Annotated in this window: 23 protein-coding genes and 1 pseudogene; 14 read left to right on the top strand and 10 right to left on the bottom strand. The window is 64.7% G+C overall.

The window, feature by feature from the left end; genetic code table 11:
- Nucleotides 1-93 precede the first annotated feature (93 nt).
- Nucleotides 94-1,359, top strand: a complete 1,266-nt coding sequence (locus LW136_RS14815) for an N-acetyltransferase (protein WP_234173168.1) — start codon at nt 94-96, stop codon at nt 1,357-1,359.
- A gap of 52 nt (nt 1,360-1,411) precedes the next feature.
- A complete protein-coding gene (locus tag LW136_RS14820; protein WP_230697867.1) occupies nt 1,412-2,230 on the top strand; it encodes an NTP transferase domain-containing protein in 819 nt (272 codons plus the stop codon).
- On the opposite strand, the gene LW136_RS14825 is transcribed toward LW136_RS14820, so the two are convergent.
- The gene (locus LW136_RS14825) at nt 2,221-2,994 is read right to left on the bottom strand and encodes a phosphocholine cytidylyltransferase family protein (RefSeq protein ID WP_230697868.1); all 774 of its coding nucleotides are present in this window, start codon (nt 2,992-2,994) and stop codon (nt 2,221-2,223) included. The genes LW136_RS14820 and LW136_RS14825 overlap by 10 nt on opposite strands.
- Before the next feature lie 147 nt (nt 2,995-3,141).
- On the opposite strand from LW136_RS14825, the gene lptF reads away from it, so the two are divergent.
- The 6 genes from lptF to LW136_RS14855 all read left to right on the top strand — a co-directional run bounded on the left by lptF (nt 3,142) and on the right by LW136_RS14855 (nt 9,306).
- Complete coding sequence (gene lptF / locus LW136_RS14830) at nt 3,142-4,209, top strand: LPS export ABC transporter permease LptF (protein ID WP_207858636.1); 1,068 nt, start codon at nt 3,142-3,144, stop codon at nt 4,207-4,209.
- Complete coding sequence (gene lptG, locus LW136_RS14835) at nt 4,206-5,291, top strand: LPS export ABC transporter permease LptG (protein ID WP_207858632.1); 1,086 nt, start codon at nt 4,206-4,208, stop codon at nt 5,289-5,291. The genes lptF and lptG overlap by 4 nt, the downstream gene beginning before the upstream one ends.
- A gap of 157 nt (nt 5,292-5,448) precedes the next feature.
- A complete protein-coding gene (locus tag LW136_RS14840) occupies nt 5,449-6,528 on the top strand; it encodes a CDP-alcohol phosphatidyltransferase family protein (protein WP_230697869.1) in 1,080 nt (359 codons plus the stop codon).
- Nucleotides 6,529-6,583: 55 nt separating this feature from the next.
- A complete protein-coding gene (locus LW136_RS14845) occupies nt 6,584-7,489 on the top strand; it encodes a diacylglycerol/lipid kinase family protein (RefSeq protein ID WP_230697870.1) in 906 nt (301 codons plus the stop codon).
- Nucleotides 7,490-7,495: 6 nt separating this feature from the next.
- Nucleotides 7,496-8,464, top strand: a complete 969-nt coding sequence (locus tag LW136_RS14850; protein WP_207858626.1) for a hypothetical protein — start codon at nt 7,496-7,498, stop codon at nt 8,462-8,464.
- Between the two features lie 68 nt (nt 8,465-8,532).
- On the top strand, nt 8,533-9,306 hold the full coding sequence (locus LW136_RS14855; protein WP_207858623.1) for an aspartyl/asparaginyl beta-hydroxylase domain-containing protein: 774 nt from the start codon (nt 8,533-8,535) through the stop codon (nt 9,304-9,306).
- Nucleotides 9,307-9,327: 21 nt separating this feature from the next.
- Here LW136_RS14855 and LW136_RS14860 read toward each other — a convergent pair whose 3' ends face one another.
- Nucleotides 9,328-10,092, bottom strand: coding sequence for an aspartyl/asparaginyl beta-hydroxylase domain-containing protein (locus LW136_RS14860; RefSeq protein WP_207858621.1), 765 nt, complete (start codon nt 10,090-10,092; stop codon nt 9,328-9,330).
- A 62-nt stretch (nt 10,093-10,154) separates the two neighbouring features.
- Entirely contained in the window at nt 10,155-12,473 is a 2,319-nt protein-coding gene (locus LW136_RS14865) for a mitochondrial fission ELM1 family protein (RefSeq protein WP_207858620.1), read from the bottom strand.
- 151 nt (nt 12,474-12,624) lie between these two features.
- On the opposite strand from LW136_RS14865, the gene LW136_RS14870 reads away from it, so the two are divergent.
- The 6 genes from LW136_RS14870 (at nt 12,625) to LW136_RS14895 (ending at nt 16,995) form a co-directional block, all read left to right on the top strand.
- Nucleotides 12,625-13,515: a metallophosphoesterase family protein gene (locus LW136_RS14870; protein WP_210146831.1), complete on the top strand. Its 891-nt coding sequence runs from the start codon at nt 12,625-12,627 to the stop codon at nt 13,513-13,515.
- Entirely contained in the window at nt 13,512-13,811 is a 300-nt protein-coding gene (locus LW136_RS14875) for a hypothetical protein (protein WP_207858617.1), read from the top strand. The genes LW136_RS14870 and LW136_RS14875 overlap by 4 nt, the downstream gene beginning before the upstream one ends.
- 27 nt (nt 13,812-13,838) lie before the next feature.
- Nucleotides 13,839-14,345 carry a hypothetical protein gene (locus tag LW136_RS14880; protein ID WP_207858616.1) on the top strand — a complete coding sequence of 169 codons (507 nt, stop codon included), beginning with the start codon at nt 13,839-13,841 and terminating at the stop codon, nt 14,343-14,345.
- A complete protein-coding gene (locus LW136_RS14885; RefSeq protein WP_207858615.1) occupies nt 14,338-14,988 on the top strand; it encodes an ELM1/GtrOC1 family putative glycosyltransferase in 651 nt (216 codons plus the stop codon). Before LW136_RS14880 ends, LW136_RS14885 begins: the two co-directional genes overlap by 8 nt.
- Before the next feature lie 79 nt (nt 14,989-15,067).
- Entirely contained in the window at nt 15,068-16,090 is a 1,023-nt protein-coding gene (locus LW136_RS14890) for a glycosyltransferase family 2 protein (protein WP_207858614.1), read from the top strand.
- A gap of 86 nt (nt 16,091-16,176) precedes the next feature.
- Nucleotides 16,177-16,995: a hypothetical protein gene (locus LW136_RS14895; RefSeq protein WP_230697871.1), complete on the top strand. Its 819-nt coding sequence runs from the start codon at nt 16,177-16,179 to the stop codon at nt 16,993-16,995.
- On the opposite strand, the gene LW136_RS14900 is transcribed toward LW136_RS14895, so the two are convergent.
- The 7 genes and pseudogenes from LW136_RS14900 to LW136_RS14930 all read right to left on the bottom strand — a co-directional run bounded on the left by LW136_RS14900 (nt 16,903) and on the right by LW136_RS14930 (nt 23,430).
- Nucleotides 16,903-17,895 carry a protein kinase family protein gene (locus LW136_RS14900; protein WP_234173169.1) on the bottom strand — a complete coding sequence of 331 codons (993 nt, stop codon included), beginning with the start codon at nt 17,893-17,895 and terminating at the stop codon, nt 16,903-16,905. The genes LW136_RS14895 and LW136_RS14900 overlap by 93 nt on opposite strands.
- Before the next feature lie 499 nt (nt 17,896-18,394).
- Nucleotides 18,395-19,237: pseudogene (locus tag LW136_RS14905) on the bottom strand (IS1380 family transposase); the annotation flags it as partial.
- Nucleotides 19,238-19,412: 175 nt separating this feature from the next.
- Nucleotides 19,413-20,795, bottom strand: a complete 1,383-nt coding sequence (locus LW136_RS14910) for an IS1380 family transposase (RefSeq protein ID WP_034018616.1) — start codon at nt 20,793-20,795, stop codon at nt 19,413-19,415.
- Nucleotides 20,796-21,001: 206 nt separating this feature from the next.
- Complete coding sequence (murB, locus tag LW136_RS14915; RefSeq protein WP_041014485.1) at nt 21,002-22,021, bottom strand: UDP-N-acetylmuramate dehydrogenase; 1,020 nt, start codon at nt 22,019-22,021, stop codon at nt 21,002-21,004.
- Complete coding sequence (locus LW136_RS14920; protein WP_023446727.1) at nt 22,018-22,482, bottom strand: low molecular weight protein-tyrosine-phosphatase; 465 nt, start codon at nt 22,480-22,482, stop codon at nt 22,018-22,020. The genes murB and LW136_RS14920 overlap by 4 nt, the downstream gene beginning before the upstream one ends.
- A gap of 1 nt (nt 22,483) precedes the next feature.
- Nucleotides 22,484-23,248 carry a 3-deoxy-manno-octulosonate cytidylyltransferase gene (kdsB, locus tag LW136_RS14925; RefSeq protein ID WP_041014486.1) on the bottom strand — a complete coding sequence of 255 codons (765 nt, stop codon included), beginning with the start codon at nt 23,246-23,248 and terminating at the stop codon, nt 22,484-22,486.
- Entirely contained in the window at nt 23,245-23,430 is a 186-nt protein-coding gene (locus LW136_RS14930) for a Trm112 family protein (RefSeq protein WP_003299639.1), read from the bottom strand. The genes kdsB and LW136_RS14930 overlap by 4 nt, the downstream gene beginning before the upstream one ends.
- Between the last annotated feature and the right edge of the window lie 42 nt (nt 23,431-23,472).

The raw sequence follows: 23,472 nt of genomic DNA on the forward strand, positions 1-23,472 counted from the left end.
TAGCGACTGAACAAGACACCGGCACGGGTGTAGCAACCATACCCTATACAACCTGGGAAGCTAAGGCAGCCCTTTAGTTCCTTGGCTGCCGTCATGCGCAGGCTTTCGCAAGTTCGTGAATCGACGGCTCGCCGGCCGGCATGGCTGAGTCTAGACCGCAAGCAGCTTACCTTCCTATCATCGGCCGTAGAGTCTGGAGAATCGTACATGGGAATACCCACAAATGGAAATACGCCTGTCATCATCGAACCGGTATCGAACAAGAAGGACCTGAACACCTTCGTTCGACTTCCGGGCTTGCTTTACCGAGACGATCCTCACTGGATCGAGCCGTTGCACTTCGAACGCCGCATGCATCTCGCGCGCAAGAATCCCGTTTTCGCCCACGTCGACTGGCAGGGCTGGATCGCCTGGTCGCAGGGCCGTCCCGTCGGCCGCGTCTCGGCCCAGGTAGATCACCTGCACCGCGAACTGCACGGAAGCGACACCGGACACTTCGGTATGCTCGAGGCGGTCGACGATCCTGCGGTATTCCAAGGCCTGCTGAATGTGGCCGAGCACTGGCTGCGGCAGCATGGCGCGTCTCGCGTGACTGGTCCTTTCAGCCTGACCATCAACGAGGAGAGCGGCCTGCTGGTGAACGGCTTCGACAGCCCACCCAGTGCGATGATGGGTCACGGCAAGCCCTACTACGACTCACGCATCGCCGCACTCGGTTACCAGCCAGCCACAGACCTGTTGGCCTACTGGATGCGTACTGACGAGCTGAATTTTCCGCCCGCGCTACGACGCATGATGGATCGCTGGCAAGGCCGGATACGGCTGCGCACGCTCGATCGCAGCCGGTTCGGTGAGGAGATGCAGCTGCTCCGGGACATCTTCAACGATGCCTGGTCGGCCAACTGGGGCTTCGTCCCCTTCACCGAGGCGGAATTCGAAGAACTTGGCAACAACCTCAAGCTCCTGGTGCCGAAAGACCTGCTGTACATCGCCGAGGTCGACGGCGAGCCGAGCGCTTTCATCGTGGCGCTGCCAAACCTGAACGAGCTGATCGCACCGATGCGGGGGCGGCTGTTGCCCTTCGGCTGGCTGCGGCTGCTTTGGCGGCTGAAGGTACGCGGTGCGAAGACCGCGCGCGTACCGCTGATGGGAGTGCGTCGGGCGCATCAGTTCAGCCGTCTGGGCCCCACCTTGGCCTTGTGCCTGATCAAGGCGCTCAAGCCACCCTTCGTCAGGCGCGGAATAGAGGCGCTCGAAATGTCGTGGATCCTCGAGGGTAACGCGGGGATGCGCAATATTCTTGAGCACATCGGTGCGCGCGAGTACAAGCGTTATCGCGTCTATGAAAAGCAGATCTGAGATTCACGGCTAACGCTACTGTGCGATCCTCTTGCCATTGGGAATAGACGAATTGGAAGACGTTCACTACATCGCGCTCGTCCTGGCGGCTGACAGGCACGCCGGCGACGCGGTCGCCCGCGCGGCCGGCGTGCCCTGCAAGGCGCTGGCCCCGGTCGGCGGCATCCCGATGCTCCGCCGGGTCGTGAATGCATTGCAAGGCTCGTCTCATATCAGCCATACGATGCTGATCGGCCCAGATCGTGAATTGCTGCGCCTGGACCCGCAAATCGAGCAGTGGCTGCAAGCCGACGCGCTCGCCTGGCAGGCGAGCGCCAGCTCGCCCAGCGCGAGTGCCCTGAATGCGCTGGAGCGCATACCCGAGCAGCAGCCGGCTCTGATCACGACGGCGGATCATGCGTTGCTCAGCTCGGTCATGGTCGATCACTTCCTGCGGGAGGCGACCGCCAGCGAATACGACTTCGTGGTCGGCGTCGCCCGGCTGGACGCCGTCCAGGCGCGCTTCCCCGACACGCGGCGCACGCCGATACGCTTGCGCGGCGGGCCCTACTCGGGCTGCAACCTGTTCGCCGTAACCACGGAGCGCGGCCGCAGACTGGCCGATTTCTGGCGACGAATCGAGCAGGAGCGCAAGCATCCACGGCGTGTCATTTCCGGGGCGCTTGGTCCGGTGGCGGTGATGCGCTATCTGCTTGGCCGTCTCACGCTGGACGAGGCACTGGCGCGCCTGTCGCGTCGTCTTGATGTCAAGATTGGTGCGGTCGTCATGCCGTTCGCCGAAGCGGCCATCGATGTCGACTCGCCAGCGGATCTGGCGCTGGTCGAACGCATCGTGGCCGAGGTAGCCGGGACGGCTCCGATTCAGGCGTAAGACAGGGCCGGCGACTGGCTCCAGGAGCGAACCTTGGCCTTCGCCGCCTCCAGATCATGCGGAAAGTCCAGTTCTCCCCAGCTCAGGCCGGCGATGGACTGGACGAATACCTGACCGGTGGTTTGCGCCAGCTGGTCGATGATGCTCAGGTACCAGCGCTGCAACGCTTCGGGCGTGCGCATGCTGGCCTCCAGCGCCTGGCGAAAAAGTTCGGCTCCCTCCGGCTGGAAGCGCATCATTCCGATCGACTCGCCGTCGACGCTGGCCAGCGGCAGGGTCTTGCCTACCCGCATGAGCCGATCACCCTCCAGACACACTTTCATGTCGTCGCTGTCGTAGCTGCTCTTCTGGTCAACGGCGAGCGTAACGGGCCGAGACGGCGCTGCCAGCAAGCGCTCGAGCACCGGCAGATCGAACAGGGTGTCACCATTGAGCAGGAGGAACTGCCCCTCCATCACATGCCGCACCATCCAGCAACTGGCCAGGTTATCGGCCACCTCGAAGAATGGGTTGTAGTGGATGGAAATGGCGCCGTGACCGTAGCGCTGCGTTAGCAAGGCTTCGACCTGGCTGACCCCGTATCCGGCAACCACGTTGATATCGTCGAATCCGGTCGCCCGGAGTGCGTCGATCTGCCACTCGATGACGGTCTTGCCGCCTAGCTCGATCAAACATTTGGGGCTGCTTTCGGTATACGGAAGTAACCGTCTACCTTGGCCAGCAGCGAGGATTACCACACGATGAAGCCCGTTCCTCTGCGTCATGCCGTCTCCTAGTAAGGGAACCGGGACAGATCTGCCCAGTCGATAGCCCGTGCTTTTGCGCGTACAGGCCATGCTAGCCGATTGTTTCGCGTAATGGGCGAACCGGTTAGGCTAACCAGATTGGAACCACTGTAGGCCCTTGAGTTCATGCTGCTCATCGAGCGATACGTCATTGCCGAAACACGTCGACCGCTTGTGATCATGCTCGGAATCCTAATCTTCGTCTTTGCCACCTATTCGGCGCAACGTTATCTGGCACAGGCGGCCAATGGCAGCCTTGCCCTGAACGTCGTGTTCAACATCGTTTACTACAAGGTGCTTATCGCACTTGAGGTGCTGATTCCGGTCGCGGTGTATGTCTCGGTCGTGCTAGGCCTTGGCCGCTTGTATCACGACGCCGAGATGACCGCGCTCAGCGCTTCGGGCATGAGTCCGTTACGAATCTACCTTGCCGTGGCGCTTCTTGCATTACCCGTTTCGCTCCTGGTGGCAGCGATTTCCCTGGACGCGAGGCCCTGGGCCTATGCCAACGCTTTCGATCTTGAGCAGCAATCCAAGACTGATCTGGATGTCAACCATCTGCTGCCGGAGCGGTTCAACATCAACCGTGAAAACGGCCGGATGATCTGGGCGCGCACCATCGACCACGGAACAGGCAAGCTGCACGACGCCTTCATTTACGACACCAGTCAGCGCCGTACACACGTGTTTCGCGCCGACCAGGCGTGGATCGCCGACCCGAACCCGGATGACCCGGTGATAAAACTCGCCAAGGGCAACGGGTATGCCCTCGAACATCTCGGAGCGCGAGACGAGTCGGTCGCGTTCAACGCGATGACGATGCACCTGGCGCCCATCGAATCGTCGAGCGAAACCCGCCGAAAGGCCGCCCCCACGGCTCGGCTCCGGCAATCCACCGCACTACCGGACCGGGCCGAGTTGCAATGGCGCGAAACCCGCGGCCTCAGCACGCTGCTGCTTGCGCTGCTGGCGGTTCCCTTGAGCAGGACGGCGCCCCGCCGGGGGCGTTTTGCCAGCCTTCTTCCGGTGACGGCGGTCTATGCGCTGGTCTTCTTCGGCGGGGATATCTGCAAGAGCCTTGTCAGTCACGGCAGCTTGCCTGCGTTGCCAGGGCTTTGGCTGGTCCCGTCGATCATGGCGATCTCGTTGATCATCTTGTTACTGCGCGACATCGTGAGCATACGGCTGCGATGAGGCAACTCGACCGCTACCTGCTGCGCAGCCTGTGTGTTGGCTTCATAGCCGCCGCGGCCCTGCTGCTGCCCCTGTTTGGTACGCTTGATCTGGTCGAAGAACTGGACGATCTGCAGGAGGGCGGTTACCGACTGGCGCAGGCATTGACTGTCGTGCTCTTCACATTGCCCCGTCGAGCGGTGGAGCTCGGCCCCTTCATCGCCTTGCTGGGCGGAATAGCCGCCCTTGGGCAGCTGGCCGTCACTCAGGAGCTGACCGTGATGCGCGCTGCTGGGGTTTCCATGACACGCATCGGCCTCGCTGTGCTAATGGCCGGCGTGCTCCTGGCCTTGGTTCTGGCAGCGACTGACGAATGGGTGGCCTCGCCGTTGCAGCAGAAGGCCCTGCGCATACGGACGCTGGCGCTGGCAATGACCGACGACCGAGCCGGAAAGGACCACAGCATCTGGGCCATGAAGGAAAACCAGGTGGTGCGGATCGGTGGTCTGGATTCGAGCCAGTTACCCAACCAGATCGAGATATTCACCTTCGAGCCGAACCATGCGCTGAGCCAGTACATCCAGGCACAACGCGCGGAGGTCCAGGCTGGAAATCTCTGGCAACTGCATGAGGTTACAGTCAAGCGCTGGGCGGGCGATCAGGAAACGGTCGAGCGGCTCGACATTATGCGCTGGCAATCGTTCGTTCCGGCCAATCGTTTGAGCGAAGTCAGCTTGCCGCCTGAAAGCCTTTCATTCGTACAACTGAATCGCTACGTCGATTTCCTCCAGCGCACCGGCCAACCGGCAGGTCAGTACCAGGTAGCGCTCTGGCAGAAGCTCGGCAATCCGATACTGACGCTCGCGATGATTCTTTTCGCGGTACCGTTCACCTTCGGGCAGAGCCGCTCGACCGGCCTTGCCGGCAAGCTCGCGGTGGGCGCGCTGGTAGGGTTGCTGGTCTACATGGTCAACCAGATCCTGGTCAATCTGGGCATTCTGCTCAAGCTCAATCCACTCGCCGTAGGTATTCTGCCTGCCGCCGTACTGCTGGGCGCCGCCATGCTGGTGGTGGCCCGTTACGACCGGAGCGCACACGGATGAGGCAACTGGACACAGCGATACCTATTCCACAATCGAGGGTGCGACACGCATGACGACAAAAGTCCATTTGGTGGGCCAGTGTACGGTGAAATTATGGGGATTGACCTCCAGGGAGAGATTCCGGCGCGTACTGCGAAGATTGCCCGACGTGCAGCTGATGGAAGCCGAACAGCCGCTGCCCCGCGACGGCGTTGTGCTGTTGTTGCGCGAGGACTACCTGTACGACGAGCGCGTGCTGCGTGGGCTGCTGCGCAGCGAAGGGGTCGCGTTGCAGGATCCTCACAACGGGCACGTCATAGCAGCGCTACTTCCGGCCGACCGGCTCGACGAGAAAGCTGCCCGGCTCGAGGGTCCGGTCATAACCAGCTTGCCGACAACCTTGCCAGAGACCGTCGCCTCCGGCCTGCAGACCCAACTGCGCAAGCTGGACGTGCCCTGGGTCGCGCCGATCTCCGAGGCCAACCGCGCACAGCTGGAAAAGGCCCTGTTCAACGGTGCCTACAAGGGCGTTACCGACTTCATTACCCGGGGCGTGTGGCCGGTGCCGGCACGCTGGGTGACCGGCCTCTGCGTACGCTTGGGGCTGAGCCCGAACCACGTCACCGGGGCCAGCTACGTACTGGCGATCCTCGCCGGATGGTGGTTCTGGCACGGCCAGTTTGGCGCAGGTCTGCTAGCGGGCTGGGTGATGACCTTCCTTGACACGGTCGACGGCAAGCTGGCCCGGGTGACCGTCACCTCGACGCGTTTCGGCAACCTCTTCGACCACGCCCTGGACCTGGTCCACCCGCCCCTGTGGTACATCGCCTGGGGCGTCGGGCTGGCGGCGAGCTGGGACCATGCCCTGTCGCTGAGCGGCGTGTGCTGGGCGATCTTCGTCGGCTACGTGGCCGGCCGGCTGTGCGAAGGCGCGTTCAAGTTCGCCGCGCCCTTCTCGCTGTTTCTCTGGCGCCCGTTCGACTCGGTCAACCGCCTGTTCACCGCGCGGCGCAACCCCAACCTGCTGTTGCTCAGCCTAGCCTGGCTGGCACAGGCCAACGACATCGGCCTGCTGCTCGTCGCACTCTGGACGCTGATCTCGACGCTGGTACTGGCGGTGCGGGTGATCTGGGCGATCGCCCTGCGCCAGCGTGGCGCCGACCTGCAACCCTGGCTCAGCCAGGTCGACCTGAAGGCCGAGCGGCACCGGCCGGTCGTTCGTCTGTTCGCGCCACGCTCGGGGCTCAACGATGCCTGAACCAACGGGCCGTCCCCGGCACGTCGCGTTGCTGCTGAACCCGCAGAGCGGGCGCATGCAACGACGGCTGGCGACCCTGCGCGGCCTCGCTGCATCGATACCGGGCGTGTCGGTCCGCGAAGCCTCTATGCCTGCCGCGATGGCCGAGGCCGTGCGCGAGTGGCGTGCCGACCCGCCCGGGCTGATCGTGGTCATCGGCGGCGACGGCACGTTGCAGGGCTTGCTTACGGCGCTGCTGCGGCAGCCGGACGGCGCAGTGCCGGACCTGCTGGTCATCCCTGCCGGCACCACCAACATGAGCGCCGCCGACCTCGGCGCGCGGCACAAACCCGAGCCCGCGCTACGCGCGCTCGCAGCCTGGCTGGACGGCGGCGGCGATACCCCGGGCGCGACCGCGCGGCCGGTGCTGCGCATCGACGCCGGCCCAGGCTTCGAACCGCAGTTCGGCCTGTTCTTCGGCACCGGCGCCGTTCTCAACGGCGTGCGCTACTACCACGAACAGGTCCGCCCCACCGGCGTGCGCGGCGTCGTCGGCCCCGCGTTGGCCTTCGGCCGGCTGCTGCTGTCGCTGCTGCGCAACAAGCCTAGCCGCTTGCTGCCGCCGATGCCGGCGAAGCTCGAGATGGCGGACGCCTGCCGGAACGGCGACTGGCTGCTGGTGCTGGCCTCCACGCTGGACCGCCTGCTGATCGGCTGCCGGCCTTACTGGGGGACGGAACCGGCCCCGCTGCACGTCACCGCCGTCGCCCATCGCCCGCGGCGCTTGGCCTGGATGCTGCCAAGACTGCTCAGCGGGCACGGCGGCGGCGTCGCCCGGGAGCAGGACGGCTACGTCAGCCACAATGTGGAGACACTCCAGCTGACCGGCCCGCAGGAGTTCATCCTCGACGGCGAATTGTTCCGGGCGGATGCCCCGATCCGCATTGCCGCGACGCGCCCGCTGCGCTTCCTGAGCTTCTGACCGCCGATGCGCAGCCTCCGCACCTTGCCCGCCCCGCCACCTGAGCTGGTGGAGGAAATCGCCCGCCAGGCGGCCCTTCCGGTGGCCGCGGTGCTGCAGCCGTTATGCGATGCGCTTCACGCACGCTTCGGCGAGGCGCTGGTGGCGGTGCTGTTCTACGGCTCCTGCCTGCGCAACGTCGACCCGGCGGAAGGGCTGGTGGACCTCTACGCCATCGTCGACGACTACCGGCACGCCCATCCCGGCCGGGCCTTGCGCCTGGCCAACGCCTGGCTGCCGCCGAACGTCTTCCCGCTGCGGGCCGACACGGCGACCGGCCAAACCATCCAGGCCAAATGCGCCGTCCTCTCGCTGGCCGACCTCGAACACGGCACCGCGCTGTGGTTCCAGAGCTACCTGTGGGGACGCTTCGCACAGCCGTCGCGGCTGGTGTACGCCCGTGATCCCGACGTCGAGCGGCGCATCCTGCAGGCCATGGCGCGTGCGGTGGTGACCTTCCTGAACCAGGTCGTCCCCTGCCAGCCCGCACGGCTCGACAGCCAGCTCCTCTGGCAGCGCGGGCTCGCCCTCAGCTATGCGACCGAGCTGCGCCCGGAGGCCGCCGACCGGCCGGCGCAACTGGCGCAACATGACCGGGATCATTATCGCCGCATCACCCGCGCGGCCGCTTCGGCGGTCCCGGGCCTGCAGGCGGAGGCCGGCCGCGACGACGGCTACCTCAACCTGGCCACCGCAACGGTTCGCCGGCGCGCGGCACGCCGCTGGAAACTGCGGCGCCTCCAGGGCCGGACGCTGAACGTGCTGCGGCTGGTCAAGGCGGTGTTCACCTTCGAAAATGGCGTGGACTACGTCGTCTGGAAACTGCAGCGCCACCTGGGGCACCCTGTGGAGATCAGTCCGCGGATGCGACGACACCCGCTGATCTTCGGCTGGCCATTGCTCTGGCGGCTGCTGCGCGAGCGACGGCTGCGCTAGGTTTAATACGGTGGCCGCCGCAAGGCCTTCATCGCATCGCATCATCCGAAACGTCTTCCGGAGGATTCATGAGCCAAACGAACAACCAAATCGATGCAGGCCGGCCCAAGCGCAAGCGCAAGCGCAAGCATCGGCCCAGCGTGGCCGTGGGCCTGTGGCTCATCAAGCGGCTGGAAAACGCGATCCGGCGCTACTCGAAGGTGGGTGTGACGCCCTTCTTCGAGCCTGCGCAGTTCGCCTGGACGGCCCCGCTCGAAGCCCAGTGGGAGGTGATACGCCGCGAGCTGGACCAGGTGCTCACCCGCCAGGACGACATCCCCAACTTCCAGGACATCTCCCGGGACCAGCTCAACATCACTCAGGACGATCGCTGGAAGACGTTCTTTCTCTACGGCTACGGCTACAAGATGGACGGCAACTGCGCGCGCTGCCCGGAGACCACCCGGCTGGTGGAGTCCATTCCCGGCATGTTCACCGCGTTCTTCTCGATCCTGGCGCCGGGCAAGCACATTCCGCCCCACCGCGGGCCGTACAACGGCCTGCTGCGCGCCCATCTGGGCCTGATCGTGCCCGAACCGAGGGAACAGTGCCGCATCCAGGTCGGCGATCAGACGCGGCACTGGGAAGCGGGCCGGTTCCTGATCTTCGACGACACCTTCCGCCACCAGGTGTGGAACGACACCGACGGCACCCGGGTGGTGCTGTTCCTCGATGTGCGGCGGCCGCTGGCGTGGCCCGGCGCCTGGCTCAACCGGGTGGTGCTGCAGCTGATCCGCTGGTCGCCGTTCATCCAGGACGCCCGCCGTAACCACCGCGCCTGGGAGCGCGGGCTGCAACGCTGAGCGGGTCCGAAGGCTCGCGGATCAGTCGTCCAGCAGCTTGTGCGCCTGGTCCCAGGCGGCCAGGTTGCGCCGCGCCTCCTGCACGAAAGGGCTGCACCGCACCGCGCCGAGGAACAGGTCGCCGAGCAGCCGGCCGGGCAGGCGCAGCGGGCGCTTGAACTGGATCAGCAGGACCACGCGGGTCTGCTCGGTGTCGTTCCACACCTCGTGCGGGTAGGTGTCGTCGAACACCAGGCATTCCCCTTCGCACCAGTGGCGCGTTTCCGGGCCGACCTGGATACGGCAGCGCTCGCGCGCCGTCGGCGTGACCACGCCCAGGTGGCAGGTCATGATCCGCTTGGTCACCCCGGTATGCCGGGGGATGTGGGCGCCGGGCTCGAGGATGGAGAAGAACGCGCTGTTGAGGCCGGGCACCACCGCCAGCGCTTCGGCGGTGCGCGGGCAGCGACGGCAACCTTCGTCGATCCGGTAGCCGTAGCCCCAGAGGAAGAACGAGCGCCAGCTGCCTTCGGCAATGCGCCGGTGATCGGGGGATATGTCGCGCAGCGCGGGGATCGCCGTGCCCTGTCGGAGCAGCGCGTCCAGCTCCGCGCGGATGACCGGCCAGTGGCGTTCCAGCTCGGCCGTCCAGGGGAACGCGGCCTTGTCGAACACCGGCGGGTCACCCACCAGCGAATGCTTCGAGAGGAACCGGTTGAGCAGCGGCCGCAGCTTCTTGCCGGTCTGGTAGAGCATGCTGCGCTTGACCTTGTCCTTCTTGGGAACCGCACTTGCCATGTCGTTCATCCAGTACTCCTCGTGCCGCCCCGCTCGGCCGGTCTTCGGCCATCATGCGGCGGCTTCGCGCCTCAAAGGGGCCGCTCGCCTTCGATCAGCTCCCGGATCGCCGTCAGCGCCCGAGCCCGGGCCTGAGCCAGTTGCGCGGGTGACAGTCCCGGCGGCTGTTCCAGTCCTTCCGGCAGCGGTGCTACGCCCAAGGCCAGGTGGACTTCCTCGGTGCGCCGTTCACGCTTGATCCGCCCCGCCGCGACCAGCCCGTCATAGATCCGCCCGACCCGATCCTGCTGCCGCGGCGTGCCGCGACTGCCCGCCGCCCGGTCGATGATGCCCAGGCGGCGTTCGAGCGCATGGTGCAGCCGGGCTTTCATGTGGCGGCGGACGGGCAAGGGAAACACCGCCACTGGACGCCCCGTCATGCAGGCCTCGGTGAGCATGGAGACGCTCTCGCCGGTGACCACGAAGGCATCGGCCAGGGCCAGCAGGGCCCGGTAGGGATTCTCGTCGCCACTGCCAAAGCGGTAGCTGAACACCGGCGTCTCGACCGCCGCCAGCAACGCCTGGCTGGCGGCGGCCGGCGTGCGCGGGCTGGTCGACACCAGCAGCGACCCGCCGCGGGCGGCCACCGCCGCACTGGCCTGCCGGCCCAGCTCGGCGGCGACGGCGGCATCCAGCCGATAGGGCGTGCTGTCGCCCCCGACCAGCAGCGCGACCCAAGGCCGCGGCAGTTCGGCGAAGCGCTGCCGCCAGGCCTCGAGCGCCGCGTCGTCCAGCGGCCGCTCGGTGGTGAAGGGCGCCGGCATGTCCACCACGTTGCCGCGCAGCGGAAGGCCATACTGCGGCGTGGTGAGCACCAGGTCGAAGTCGCCCAGCGGCGCCCGCGGCCGCCCTACCACCACCGAGCGGGTGTGTCCGCCGGAGCGCTGGCAGATGCGCCGCGCCAACGGCGCCGTGCGCCGTCCCGCACTGATCACCAGGTCCGGCCAGGGCGGGGCCACCGCTGCCTGCGAATCCTCGTCCGCCGCGGGCTGCTTGAGTTCGTAGGGCCAGCCGAGCGCCTCGGCGATTGCCGTGATCTGGGCGTTGTCGCCGGCATGCTGGCCCAGCAGCACCCAGACCCGCGGCTGCCCGTTCTGCTCGGCCGAACGCAGCGGAAAGTCGGCGCGGAAGCGATGCACGCGGCCCTCGGCGTCCGTGCAGTCGAGCTGCCAGCAGCGCTGTGGATAGCGCAAGGCGATGCGCCGCAGCAACAGGCGCCATTCGGAGACGCTGCCGAGCTGCGACATCGGCGGCCCGAGCGCCGCCTTCACGTAGACCCACTTGCCGGCCTGCTCGAACAGCCGCGCCAGCAGCCAGGGAATGTCCTCCACCGGCAGACGCTCCAGGCCGTGCGCCGCGACCGTCTCGCAGACCGGCAGGTCGTCCCGGCGCAACTGGTCGAACGACCAGCGCACCGTCGAGTCTTCAGCCCTGCCGGCGTCCCACGACCCGACGAGCGCCAGGCGGTTGGTCGTCCCTGCCTCCCGATCGGCGCCGAGTTCGGCGGGCAGAGCCGTGAGCGAGGCTGGCGGCCCCGGCTGCCGGCAGGCCGCGGCGAAGCCCGGACTGGGACGGGCAGCCGTGTAGATGGCGTAACCCGCCGCGTCGGCCGCCTGCTCGAGCCCGAGGAAATATTCGGCGTACGGGTGGATATGGTAGGAGTACTGCTCGGGCGTAGGGCGCCATGGCTGCAGGTGCAGCGTCGTGTAATGCAGCAGCCGGGACTGGCCATGCCGGTATTCCAGATCCCGCGCGTGCCACAACGGATCGAGTGCGCCCCATAGTCCCGGCTCGGCGGCGGCCTCGGCGTGCAGCGCCTTCTTGCTCTCCCGGCAGGCCTTGGCGAAGGTCCAGCAGCGCGCCATGCGCTCGCAGTCCATCAACATGACCGCGGTGTCCTGAGTGGACAGGGCCAGGTAGGCGTGGCCGTCCATCGACTGGTCGAACAACAGCGCGGGGTCGGCGGTGTACAGCTGGTCGACGTCGTTGTAGATCGCCCGGCCGTGCCGGCCGGCCAGGTCGGGGATGGCGAACCGGTAGTTGGTGAAGCCGGTACGCCAGCCTTCCTGGCGGAAACCCGGCAGGCCGGTCATCCGGTAGACCTCGTAGCGCCGCAGCGGATCGCGCACGCGCTCCAGTGCGTAGAAGAAGATCCGTTCCGCACGGTGCTGGGCCGGCTCCGTGCCGAGGAACAGGCGCACCGGGGGCCTGGCCGGCGCTCCCGGGGCCGCCTCGAACACCACCGGCACGATGACCGGTACATCCTGCCCCGAGGCGCCGGCAGTCGCATCGGGTTTCGTGGCGGCGACCGGCTCTGCCGGTTCGCCTGTGGAGCGTGAAACGAAAGTCATGCGTCCCTCGTGTGTTCGAACATGGCGCCTGTTTGGCGGGATCGGCTGCGGAAATATATAGTCCACGGGCGCTGGCTGCGCCTGTTTGTTCGAATCCTGCACCATCGTCCGGCCTCGGTCGATGGGCCTACTGCCCGGACTGCCACCCCCCATGATCCGTCTCCTGCACATTTCCGACACCCATTTCGGCACCGAGCAGAACGCCGTTGTCGAAGCCCTGCTGTGCCATGTGCAGGAGCAGCCGGCCGACCTGCTGGTGCTGTCGGGCGACATCACCCAGCGCGCGAAGCCCGGCCAGTTCGCCGCGGCGAAGCGTTTCGTGGAGCGAGTGCAGGCGCTTGGCGTGCCGGGCAGCCTGATCATTCCCGGCAACCACGACCTGCCGCTGCACAACCTCGCAACACGCTTTCTCGCACCCTACGGTCGTTACAGCCGCGCCTTCGGCGAGGACCTCGAGCCCGTCTTCGAAAACGACGAGCTGCTGATGATCGGGCTGAACACCACCCACCCCAGGCGCCGCAAGGACGGGGCGGTCACCGCGGCGCAGGTGGCGGCGGTGAGCGAACGGCTGCGGCGCTGCGAGCCAGGCAAGGTGCGCGTGGTAGTGGCCCACCAACCCTTTGGCGCCATGGCCGCCTCGGATGTGCGCAACCTGCAGCACGGTGCCGAGGAGGCCCTCGACCACTGGGCAGACGCCGGGCTGGATTTGGTCATGGGCGGGCACATCCACCTGCCCTATGTACTGCCGCTGAGCCAGCAGTATCCTCGCCTGAAACGCGAAGTCTGGATCGTGCAGGCCGGCACGGCACTGTCCACGCGCCTGCGCGGCCATACGCCGAATTCGTTCAACCGGATCGTCATCACCGGCGGTCCGCAAAAGCAGGTGCGCGTCGAACGTTGGGATTACCAGGCGCAACTGGACCGCTTCCTGCTCGGTTCGCACTTCGACCTGCACTGGCCAGCCTGCTCAGCCGGCTGGACGGGTACAAGCCGGGCAAGCGGAGCACTGCATGGACACCGTCGAAAAGGAGGCATTTCATGAACAAGCGTGTCGACCATCCCATCTCGCCCCTCGTTGCCCCTGGCACGGTCGAAGCCCGGCTCGGCGTGCTCCGTCACAGCGATGCGGGCGCCCACAAGGCGCAACCTTTTCCGCATCTGCGGATTGACCAAGCCCTGGATACCGCAGACTACCAGGCGCTGACAGCAAGTTTTCCGCCCCTGGAGCACTTCCGGCCCGATGCGGCGACCCTGAACAACCGGGTGCTGCGCCTGTCGGCCTCGCAGGTCATCGCCGAGGAAGGCTTTTCCACGCAGTGGAAAGCCTTCATGGAATAGCACACCTCACCAGCGTTCTGGCGGGACGTGCTGACGGTCTTCGGAGCGCAGATCCGCTCGCGCTACCCCCACCTCGAGCGCAAGCGCGGCAAACCGCTGGAGCAATGGTCCGTCGTTCGCCGCGGCGAAGGGGACTCGGGCGACGTCGCGCTCGACTGCCTGCTGGTGGTCAACACGCCGGTCACGGCGAAGGCCTCGCATGTCAAGGGGCCGCACGTGGACATGCGCAAAAAACTGTGGACGGGCCTGTTCTACATGCGTCCCGAGGAGGACCCGACGCCCGGCGGCGACCTGGAGCTGTTCGCCCCGCTCGGCGCGCTGCGCTTCGACCGCCACGCCGTTCCTCGCCAGCAGGTGCGACAGGCCGGGCTGGTCGGTTATGCGCCAAACCGCTTCATAGGCTTCGTCAATGGCACCGATGCCTTGCACGCCGTCACCGCCCGACCGCCAACCCCTTGGGCACGCCGATACGTGGATTTCGTGATCGAACTGCCGGACCCGGTCTTCTCGGTGCCGCAGATGATCAATGGCTGAAGCCGCCTGTCGTCTGGCCAGAGCCCGCGGGGGTTCGCTGCTGGTGGCCACCGGCCCGCGTACAGCGCCTGACGTGGCAGACGCCTTCTTTGCCGGCATCGAGGTCCCCAGCTATCGCTATGCTTGGCACAGTGATGACGGCACCGATAATCCTTCCCGCGCTTACCTGGCGCTCTGCGATGAATTCATCGTTTCCGGCGACAGTGAGTGTATGATGCAGGCCGAAGCCATTCCTACCGGCCGGCCGGTGCATGTCTTTCCGCTCGCTACACCAGCGAAGTCACGAAGCCGTCTGGGCCACCGGCTTGAAGCGTTCATGCATGGGCGCACGCGCGAGACCGGCACCCGCGGCACCCATCGCCAGCAGGACTGGAAAGGTCGGCTGTACGATCGCGCCTTCTGCCTGGGCCTGGTGCCTGCACCGCGCAACGCCGAGCGCCTGCACAATGTGCTCGCCATGCGCAATCTGGTTGAGGATGTCCGCAATGGATCGAGCGATACATCGAACACTACCGCGCCACGCCGTCAGCGCATCGCAGTCTCCGACGAGGTGAGCGCTACGGTAGAGAGAATTCGCGAACGCGCCGGCGAGCATTACTGGCGCGAGCGAGTCAGTGCCAAGGACCACGCGAGTGACAGATGACAATGATGGATAGAACCGGAACTGACGGAGCCCTCATGAACATTATGGTATTCGCTGCTGCGCCAGGGACACGATAAGCATGGCCACAACGCCGCGCGTGACGGTCTTCATTCCGGTGCATAACCGTCAGCACTACATCACAACGGCCGTCGATAGCATACTGGCGCAGACGTTCGAGGACTTTGAACTGTTGATTGTCGACGATGGTTCGACCGACGCGACCCTCGACGTGCTGGCACGCTATCAGGACCCGCGCCTGCGTGTGGAAAGCAACCCGCGTAACCTGGGCATCCCGGCCACCCGCAATCGCGGCCTCGAGCTGGCGCGCGGCGAATATATCGCCCTGCTCGACAGCGATGACATCTCCTGGCCGAACCGGCTCGCCCGTCAGGTCGAAACGCTGGATCGCCATTCCGACCTGGCTCAGATCGGCAGTGCCTGCGATTTCATGGATGCCGAAGGCCAGCGAATCAATCGTGTACGCCGCCAGCCGTTAGCGGCCGATGACGTCGCCGCCAGCCTGGCGTTCTACTGCGCGCTGACCAATCGCACCATTATGGCGCGCACGGCCATCCTGCGTGATTATCGTTATCGCGAGGACTTTCCGCGCTGCCAGGACTACGAGCTGCATCAGCGCCTGTCGCGAACGCAACGCATGGCCAATCTCGCCGACGTGCTGGTCTGTGGCCGCGAGCATGGCGGTCGTTTCACCAAGCAGACCGATGCGTTGGGGCGCGAGCGCAAGCGTGAAATCTGCCGACGTGCGCTGATCGAGATTGGTATCACTCCAGGCGAAGAAGACCTCGATCGCCACTACGCGCTGGCGCGTCCGAAGAAGCTCGGCGCCGCGCTGAACAAGGACTATCTGGCCTGGGCCGAACAGTGGCTGGCCCGGCTCGACACCGCCAATCGGCGCAGTCAACGCCATGTGCCCGAGGCGCTGTCACGGGTCATGACCGAGCGCTGGGTAGAGCTATGCTGGCATGCACGCCGCCAGCTCGGAACAGGGGCATATCTGCACCTGATGCGTTCGCCGCTGGCCAGACGCGTACCTGCAGCGCTGTGGCGCCGCTTGCGAACGCCGCGTCCAGCGGCATCTTGATGCCAACGTGAGCGCGACAACACCATCACTGTTACGGCAGGATATGTAACCTGCTCATCGACGAGGCATAAGGGAAGGAGCACGTAATGCGCTATCTGGATTTCGAGGCGCTGGCGCGCATGGATGCCAAGGCGTTCCAGCAGCAGCATCCCTACCCGTGGGCCAATCCGGCGGGCCTGCTGACCGATGAAGGTTACGCGGCGCTGCGTGAAACCCTGCCCGCCGCCGAGCGATTCGAGAAAGTCTTCGGCAAGCAGCGCCGTCACGGTCAGCAGCCCCATGACCGTCTGGCGCTGGAGTACTCGCCGGGGCTTGAACTCTCGCCGCATTGGCAGGCGTTCATGCAGGAGCTGACCGGCCCGGACTATCGACAGTTCATGGCGCGCATGCTCGGCACGCGTGCCTTCAATCTGCGCTTTCACTGGCACTATACGCCGGCCAGCTGCTCGGTCTCGCCGCACTGCGATGCCCGCGAAAAGCTGGGATCACATATCTTCTACTTCATACCGAAGACGACTGGCAGCCGGAATGGGGCGGCCAGACCGTGGTACTCGATGACGGCGGCCGCTTCGATAGCAAAAGCGCGCCGGCATTTGAGGATTTTGAAAGCGCAACCGAGTCGCATGCAATGGGCAACTACAGCCTGCTGTTCACCCGCCGCGGCAACTCCTGGCACGGCGTGCGTGAGATCAGCTGTCCGCCGGGATATTACCGCAAGGTTTTCATCGTGGTCATCAACGAACGCCGCCCGCTCAAGCAGCTTTCCAAGACGCTCAAGAGCCTGTTCAAACCCGCCGCCTGACTACGCTCAATCAGCGCGTCGTGGTCATCATTTCATCGATGGAGGCAATCAGTCGCTGCTCCTGTCGCCTAGCAGTTCCGGACACATGCGCGGCAGGCGCTGACGGGCGGTGCTGTGACAGCTTCAGCAGGCGCTTCTCGATAGCGTCGAGCTTGAGCTTATCCGGCCCATGCCGTAGCAAGCAGCGTCTTGAGAACGGCTTTTTGGTCGAGTGGCGCACCAGCAGCGGTAACAGCCGTTCGGCGGTGGCAAAACCGGCTTCGGCGCCCACAAGCCCATACAACAGCCTGCAAGCGCCGTCCTCAAGCTGCGATGACGGCGAGGTGCACTTGCCGTTGAGTTCATGCAGAAACACGCCAAGATGAAGCGCCGCCGAGATGGCAGGGTCGGCTTCCATGCTCATCTGCCCGCAATCGATCGCCCGCAGGGGAGCCTGTAGATCGGGTGAAACCATGACATTGCCGGGATGAAGATCGAGATGACTGATGCCGGCATCGCGCAGCGACACAAGCATGTCGAAAAACTGTAACAGCAACGTCCTACGCAGCGTTGCATTATCTTCATGCAACTTCCAGACAGCATTGAACGGCTGCCAATCCACCAGATATTCCTGTAGCAGTACCTGCTGAACAGGCAGGCCACCACGGAAATATTCGCCAAAGGCAAAGGTTCTGACACCGTGCGCCGTCTGCTCGTTCAAGGCCAGGTTGTGTGACAGTTCCGCCGTGCCATGGCTATACCCTACCAAAGGGTTGCTGCGGCCCAGCAGTGCGCCCAAGCGCTTGCGCGGCGGCAATGTCATCTGCTTGGCAAAATAGTGCGGTGAATCCGGCAGGGTCGTCGGCGCGATACGATAGAAGCGACGCGATTTCGCCGCTTTCTCACGTAATAGCGTAATGCCGGACGAATCCCCGGTACGGAAATAATGATCGATCGTCCGGGCCGGTAGCGCTGCATGCCCTTCGATAAGCCACCAGCGCCATCCCGAATCGGAAAATGCCACCGGCCCGTCGCTCCGTGCAGTCAAAAACTGCGGCCGGGGCCACCGTGTCCCCTCTCGCCTTGCACCCGTTATCATTCCATCGACTCTTCGCCGGATCAGTAACGTCTTAATGTTTCCTTAATATACAGCTACCGACGGGCACAAGCACGCCGCCCTGAGGGCAGCCGCACAGGGGGTTGCATGGCACAAGAGATAACCGTTCAGCGGGAAATCATCAGCTTATGACGATTCCCCGCTGAAGGGATCACGGAAGGACATGAAGAAAAATCGACTTGAATCCGTGACTTCGCTCCGAATATGCCCGCCTGAGCACCATTTCAGCCAGACTGTGAATCATTTCTGATGGGCTCAGATGATTTTGGGCAAAAACGCGTGATTCGAACACTGATGGCCACCCACGACTGATCGGTTTGTGATCAATTTACGGGCTTCGGGCAATAGCCCATCGTCCCGACCGGGTTTGTCGGGTGTTTTCAGATGGCAGGGCTTCTCGGATGACTTATCCAGTAGAAGCAAGACCTCGATACAGGTCACGGTAAACCGCAAAGCCCGGACAATGGTGGCCAAAGCGCAGTACCCACTGCCGGCCGCTGTAAACCAGGCGGCAGGCCATGATCATCAATTCCTGCATCACGGTTCTCAGGCGTCGGCGCTTGGCCGGGTGGCGCACCGGCGCATCCGGCCCGGTGAGTCGCAGGCCCATCCAGCGCAGCAGGTTGTAACCCAGTGTGGCGAAGGCCATCACCAGGTTGTTGGTGTCGAACTTGCCAGAGGGCAAACGTTCCAGATCCAGGTCGGTCTTGAACTCGCTGTGGAATTGTTCGCTGGTGGCATGGTCGCAGTACAGGTCCATAACCTGCTGGGCGCTGGCCACGCTTGCGGGCAGGGACGTTACCCAACCTTCAAAGCTGACTTCCGGTTCCAGGTACAGCTGACCCTGAGCATCGCTGGTACGTACCGTGACTTTGACGATCCGGCGAACGCCGGGTTCGTCCGGCAGGTCTTCGGACAAGACAGCTTCCATTTTACCGTCCCGTTCCAGTGACCAGGCTTTTTGTTCCTGGGCTTTGTCTGCCCAGGTCAGTGGATCCTGCTTGCGGGGGTTCCACTTGATCAGGCAATCGATTGGGTCCTGCTGGCGCAGGAAGTCCCGGTTGGCGCGGGCATCATGGGCACTGTCCAGGCGCAACAGGATCGGCGAAGCGGTGAGCGTTCGGGCACGAGACAAGACACGCTTGAGCGTTTCCAGAAACCCGTTATTGGCGTGCTGGCTGCCGGGGCGAAGTTCACAACCCATACACCAGCCTTCCTGGCCCAGGTACGCGGCAATGGGCGCATAGCCCGCATTTCTCACAGCCCTGCGCATTGGGCCGTTTTGACGGACGCAGGTCGTCGCAGGTGGCGCAGGCTGCCGACAGCGCTGATTTCGGGCAAGCGCCTGCGAGCGCGCTTGAACAAGGCGCTTGCGGCAGGGTGGACGGGGTGTGATGTGGAGGGGGACGGTGGGTGTGCGGCTGTCAGCGCGCCGCGGCGCTCAAGACATCGAAGGCGTGATCGAACACCTCCTGCTGCGGGAAGGCCGAACTCATGGCCACTTTGACCCGGCGCACGCTCACGGTGATGACCGCGCCGATCTTGAGCAGCTTCAGGCGGATGCTACCGGCCGTGGCCTGGGCCAGTTCGGTCCCCGACAGCGCCAGCCTGCGCAGGCTTTCGAGCAGCACGTAGGCGAACGAGGACAGCCACAGCCGCAGCTGGTTGCTGCGCAGCGTCGCGGTGGAGGTGCGGTCGGCGAACAGGTCGAGCTGACACTCCTTGATGCGGTTCTCCATCTCGCCGCGCGCGCAGTAGAGATCCTCATACAGCGCCTTGTCCGGCCAGTCCCCGACCGCAAGCGTGGTCACCACGAAGCGTGGGTTGGTCTTGCCCGGCAAGGCCTCGGCCTTGGCCACCACCCGGCGCTCGGCGCTCCAGCTTTTCCTCGTGCGGTAGTGCAGTTCCTGGAACACCCGTGCCGGGACTCCCGTCGCTTCGCACTGCGCCTGGGCCTGCCGCAGGCTCGGGCCGATGGCCCGGGTCAGGCGCGCGTTGCGCGCCAGTCCGAAGACATAATCGACCGACTGTGCTTCGCACCAAGTCATCAGGTCATCCCGGCAGAACCCCGAGTCGGCGCGCAGCACGATGCGCGTGTCTGGCCAGCGGGCGCGAATCTGCTTGACGATGCGTTGCACCTCTTCCAGCGCCCCGGCGGCGCCATCGACGTTGGCCGGGCGCAACTTGGCGCACAGCAGGTGACGGCCGCAGAAGATGTACAGCGGCAGGTAACAGTAACCCCCGTAGTAGCCGTGAAAGAACCGGCCCTCCTGCTGCCCATGCAGCGGATCGTCGGTGGCATCCAGATCCAGGATGATCTCCTCTGGCGGCCTGCGGTGGGCGTCCAGAAACAGATCGACGAACAGATCCTCGATCATGCCGGCCTGCGGCCGGATCTTGTGATAGCGCGAACTGCCCTGCGCCTGGAAGCGCTCCAGCCGGTTGAGCGTGCTCTTGCCGGCCAAGGGCGCACAGCGCGCACGTCCGGACTGCAGCTTGCCGATCACCGCGCCCAGCAGCGGGTCGTGGCGCAGTTGCTCGTGATCGTTGAGATCCTCGTAGCCCAGCGCGATGCCCATCACCCGCTGCGCCACCAGCGTGCGCAGCGGAAACTCCACCGCCTCGGGCATCCGATCGTCCTGGAAACAGCCGGCCAGGCGATCGAACAACCCCACCGCTTCATCGGTTTGTTTGAGCAGCAACGCGCCGCCATCCGAACTCACCCGACCGCCATCAAATCCGGCTACCACCGCGCGCCGCCCCACCCCTGAAAACGTGTACTGCTTCGGATTACACTGTGTCTGCATCGGGCCGCTCTCCGTTGTCGCGCTAAATCGTTCTTTGCACAACAATTTTCGCGCATCCGACGGCCCGGTGCATCTCTTCCTGTGAGAAATGCGGGCTAGGCGAACCGAAGTGCGAGATCAGTACAACTCAAGCGACCGGAACCAGATATCTACACCACCGCACGGCCTGGCTTTAACGCAGCCAGAGCTGGCCGTACGAGTCGTAGTCAGAGCACATTTGGCTCGATCTCAAGGCTGACGCCGAAGCGCTCCAGCACATCGACCTGGATACGTCGCGCCAGGTCCAGCAGCTGCACCCCCGTGGCCAGGCCATGATTGACCAGCACCAACGCCTGCAGCCGATGAACCCCTGCGTCGCCGTCACGAAATCCCTTCCAGCCAGCCTTCTCGATCAGCCAGCCAGCCGCCAGTTTCACTTGACCGTCGGCTTGCGGATAACCGACCAGCTCGGGGTAACGGTCGCGCAGCGTCTGAGCAGCGGCAGCCGGCACCAGCGGATTCTTGAAGAAACTCCCAGCATTGCCCAGCTGCTGTGGATCCGGCAGCTTTTCACTGCGGATGGCACAAACAGCTCGGCTCACATCCTGCGCGGAAGGTACGGTAATCCCCTGCTCCGCCAAACGCTGGCGGATCGGCCCATACTCAAGATGCAGCGCTGCCTGGCGACGCAACGCGAAACGCACTCGCAGAATCAGAAAACGCCCTGGCTGCTGTTTGAACAGACTGTCGCGATAACCGAATGCGCAGTCGTCCTGGCTGAACTCACGGAGGATCCCAGTTTCACTATCCAGTGCAGTGAGTCCTGCAAATACGTCCTTGATCTCGACACCGTAGGCACCGATGTTCTGGATTGGTGATGCACCAACGGTACCTGGTATCAGGCTCAGATTCTCGAGGCCCGCCAAGCCTTGATCCAGCGTCCAGAGCACGAATGGGTGCCAGGGCTCGCCTGCCTCGGCCTCGACCAGAACCTGCTCGGCAGACTCATCGATGATGCGTTTGCCACGGCTGGCCATATGCAGGACAAGCGCCGGCACGTCACGAGTCAGCAGCAAGTTGCTGCCTCCACCGATCGGCAGCAGCGGAACGTCGAGCCGACGCGCCTGGGCGAGCGCGTCACGAACATCCTCATCGTTATGAGCGGCCGCGAAGTAGCGCGCACGCTGATCGACAGCGAACGTGTTGAATGCCTTGAGTGATCGGTTTGATTCGAGGGTCAGGCTCACAGTCGTCCCTTCAATTCCACGAGCAGCGCATCACAGGCCTCCTCGAGGAGATCCAGTACTTCCTCGAAGCCATCTGTCTCGCCGTAGTAAGGGTCTGGCACCACGCCACGCGCCAGGTCGTAGCGGCGTAGCAACAGATCAAGCTCCGCCCTGCTCGCTTCGGGGCGCAAGGCCTCCAGTCGAGCCAGGTTGTCGTGATCCATCGCCAGAATAAGGTCGAAACGCAGGAAGTCCTCCGGCTGCACCTGGCGCGCGCGCAGCGCTGTCAGCCGATAGCCGCGTTTGCCGGCCGCGGCGCAAGCACGCGAGTCCGGAGCCTTGCCTACATGCCAATCGCCGGTCCCAGCAGAATCGATCTCGATCCGACTGCCGAGCCCAGCCTGCTCGACGCGCTGGCGAAACACGCCTTCGGCGGTGGGCGAGCGGCAGATGTTACCCATGCAGACGAACAGGATTCTCATCTCAGCCGCCCAGCAGACGACGGACCCGCTCCAGGTCTTCCGCGGTATCCACCCCCGCAGGCGGTGCCTGTACCGCGTCTGCAACGTGAATACGCTGGCCGTGCCAGAGCGCGCGCAACTGCTCCAGACACTCGGTATCCTCGAGCCAGCAAGGACCCCAGGAAACGAAATCAGCGAGGAAACCGGCGCGATAGGCGTAGATACCAATGTGCCGGCGGTACGGCACGCCAACAGGCAGTACGCTGCGATCGGCGGCAAACGCATCTCTTGCCCAGGGAAGCGGCGCCCGGCTGAAGGTCAGCGCCAGGCCATTGGTGTCCGAGAGCACCTTTACCACGTTTGGATTGAACAGCGCTTGCACATCGCTCAATGGTTCGGCGAGCGTGGCGATGGCCGCCTCGGGGTGCGCAGCCAGATTGGCGGCAACCTGATCAATGACTGCCGGGGGAATCAGCGGCTCGTCGCCCTGCACGTTGACCACGATGGCGTCACTCGGCAGACCAAGCTGCTCGCACACCTCAGCCAGCCGGTCGGTGCCGGAGTTGTGGTCGGGGCGGGTCAAAACAACCTGCGCACCGAATGCCGAGCAGGCATCGACGATGCGCGAGTCGTCGGTGGCGATGACCGCGCGCTGAGCCGTGCTCTTGCTTGCCTGCTCCCACACGTGCTGGATCATCGGCTTGCCGGCGATGTCCTGCAACGGCTTGCCAGGCAGGCGGGTCGAGGCATAGCGGGCGGGAACCACGACAGTGTAGGCAGTGCTCATTTGTCGAGGCGCTCATCCACGTCCAGCGTACGGGCCTCGCTCTCGAGCATCACCGGGATGCCATCGCGCACGGGAAACGCCAGGGCGTCGGCCTTGCAGATCAGTTCCGACTTGTCATCGGTCAGCTTCAGCGGCCCCTTGCATAGTGGGCAGGCCAGTATGTCGAGCAGTTTGGTATCCATGCGCAGTCCTTGGAAGCGTTCGACTGCGATGGCAGTGCGAGC

The sequence above is a fragment of the Stutzerimonas kunmingensis genome, from assembly GCF_021432085.1.
Taxonomy (GTDB): Bacteria; Pseudomonadota; Gammaproteobacteria; order Pseudomonadales; family Pseudomonadaceae; genus Stutzerimonas.

Coding starts and splice junctions, on each gene's coding strand:
- LW136_RS14920 (WP_023446727.1), bottom strand. CDS start 22,482: ATGAGAATCCTGTTCGTCTGCATGGGTAACATCTGCCGCTCGCCCACC.
- LW136_RS14825 (WP_230697868.1), bottom strand. CDS start 2,994: ATGACGCAGAGGAACGGGCTTCATCGTGTGGTAATCCTCGCTGCTGGC.
- LW136_RS14870 (WP_210146831.1), top strand. CDS start 12,625: ATGATCCGTCTCCTGCACATTTCCGACACCCATTTCGGCACCGAGCAG.
- kdsB (WP_041014486.1), bottom strand. CDS start 23,248: ATGAGCACTGCCTACACTGTCGTGGTTCCCGCCCGCTATGCCTCGACC.
- LW136_RS14845 (WP_230697870.1), top strand. CDS start 6,584: ATGCAACGACGGCTGGCGACCCTGCGCGGCCTCGCTGCATCGATACCG.
- LW136_RS14815 (WP_234173168.1), top strand. CDS start 94: ATGCGCAGGCTTTCGCAAGTTCGTGAATCGACGGCTCGCCGGCCGGCA.
- lptG (WP_207858632.1), top strand. CDS start 4,206: ATGAGGCAACTCGACCGCTACCTGCTGCGCAGCCTGTGTGTTGGCTTC.
- LW136_RS14850 (WP_207858626.1), top strand. CDS start 7,496: ATGCGCAGCCTCCGCACCTTGCCCGCCCCGCCACCTGAGCTGGTGGAG.
- lptF (WP_207858636.1), top strand. CDS start 3,142: ATGCTGCTCATCGAGCGATACGTCATTGCCGAAACACGTCGACCGCTT.
- LW136_RS14875 (WP_207858617.1), top strand. CDS start 13,512: ATGAACAAGCGTGTCGACCATCCCATCTCGCCCCTCGTTGCCCCTGGC.
- LW136_RS14910 (WP_034018616.1), bottom strand. CDS start 20,795: ATGCAGACACAGTGTAATCCGAAGCAGTACACGTTTTCAGGGGTGGGG.
- LW136_RS14885 (WP_207858615.1), top strand. CDS start 14,338: ATGGCTGAAGCCGCCTGTCGTCTGGCCAGAGCCCGCGGGGGTTCGCTG.
- LW136_RS14855 (WP_207858623.1), top strand. CDS start 8,533: ATGAGCCAAACGAACAACCAAATCGATGCAGGCCGGCCCAAGCGCAAG.
- LW136_RS14930 (WP_003299639.1), bottom strand. CDS start 23,430: ATGGATACCAAACTGCTCGACATACTGGCCTGCCCACTATGCAAGGGG.
- LW136_RS14860 (WP_207858621.1), bottom strand. CDS start 10,092: ATGAACGACATGGCAAGTGCGGTTCCCAAGAAGGACAAGGTCAAGCGC.
- LW136_RS14895 (WP_230697871.1), top strand. CDS start 16,177: ATGCGCTATCTGGATTTCGAGGCGCTGGCGCGCATGGATGCCAAGGCG.
- LW136_RS14890 (WP_207858614.1), top strand. CDS start 15,068: ATGGCCACAACGCCGCGCGTGACGGTCTTCATTCCGGTGCATAACCGT.
- LW136_RS14865 (WP_207858620.1), bottom strand. CDS start 12,473: ATGACTTTCGTTTCACGCTCCACAGGCGAACCGGCAGAGCCGGTCGCC.
- LW136_RS14840 (WP_230697869.1), top strand. CDS start 5,449: ATGGAAGCCGAACAGCCGCTGCCCCGCGACGGCGTTGTGCTGTTGTTG.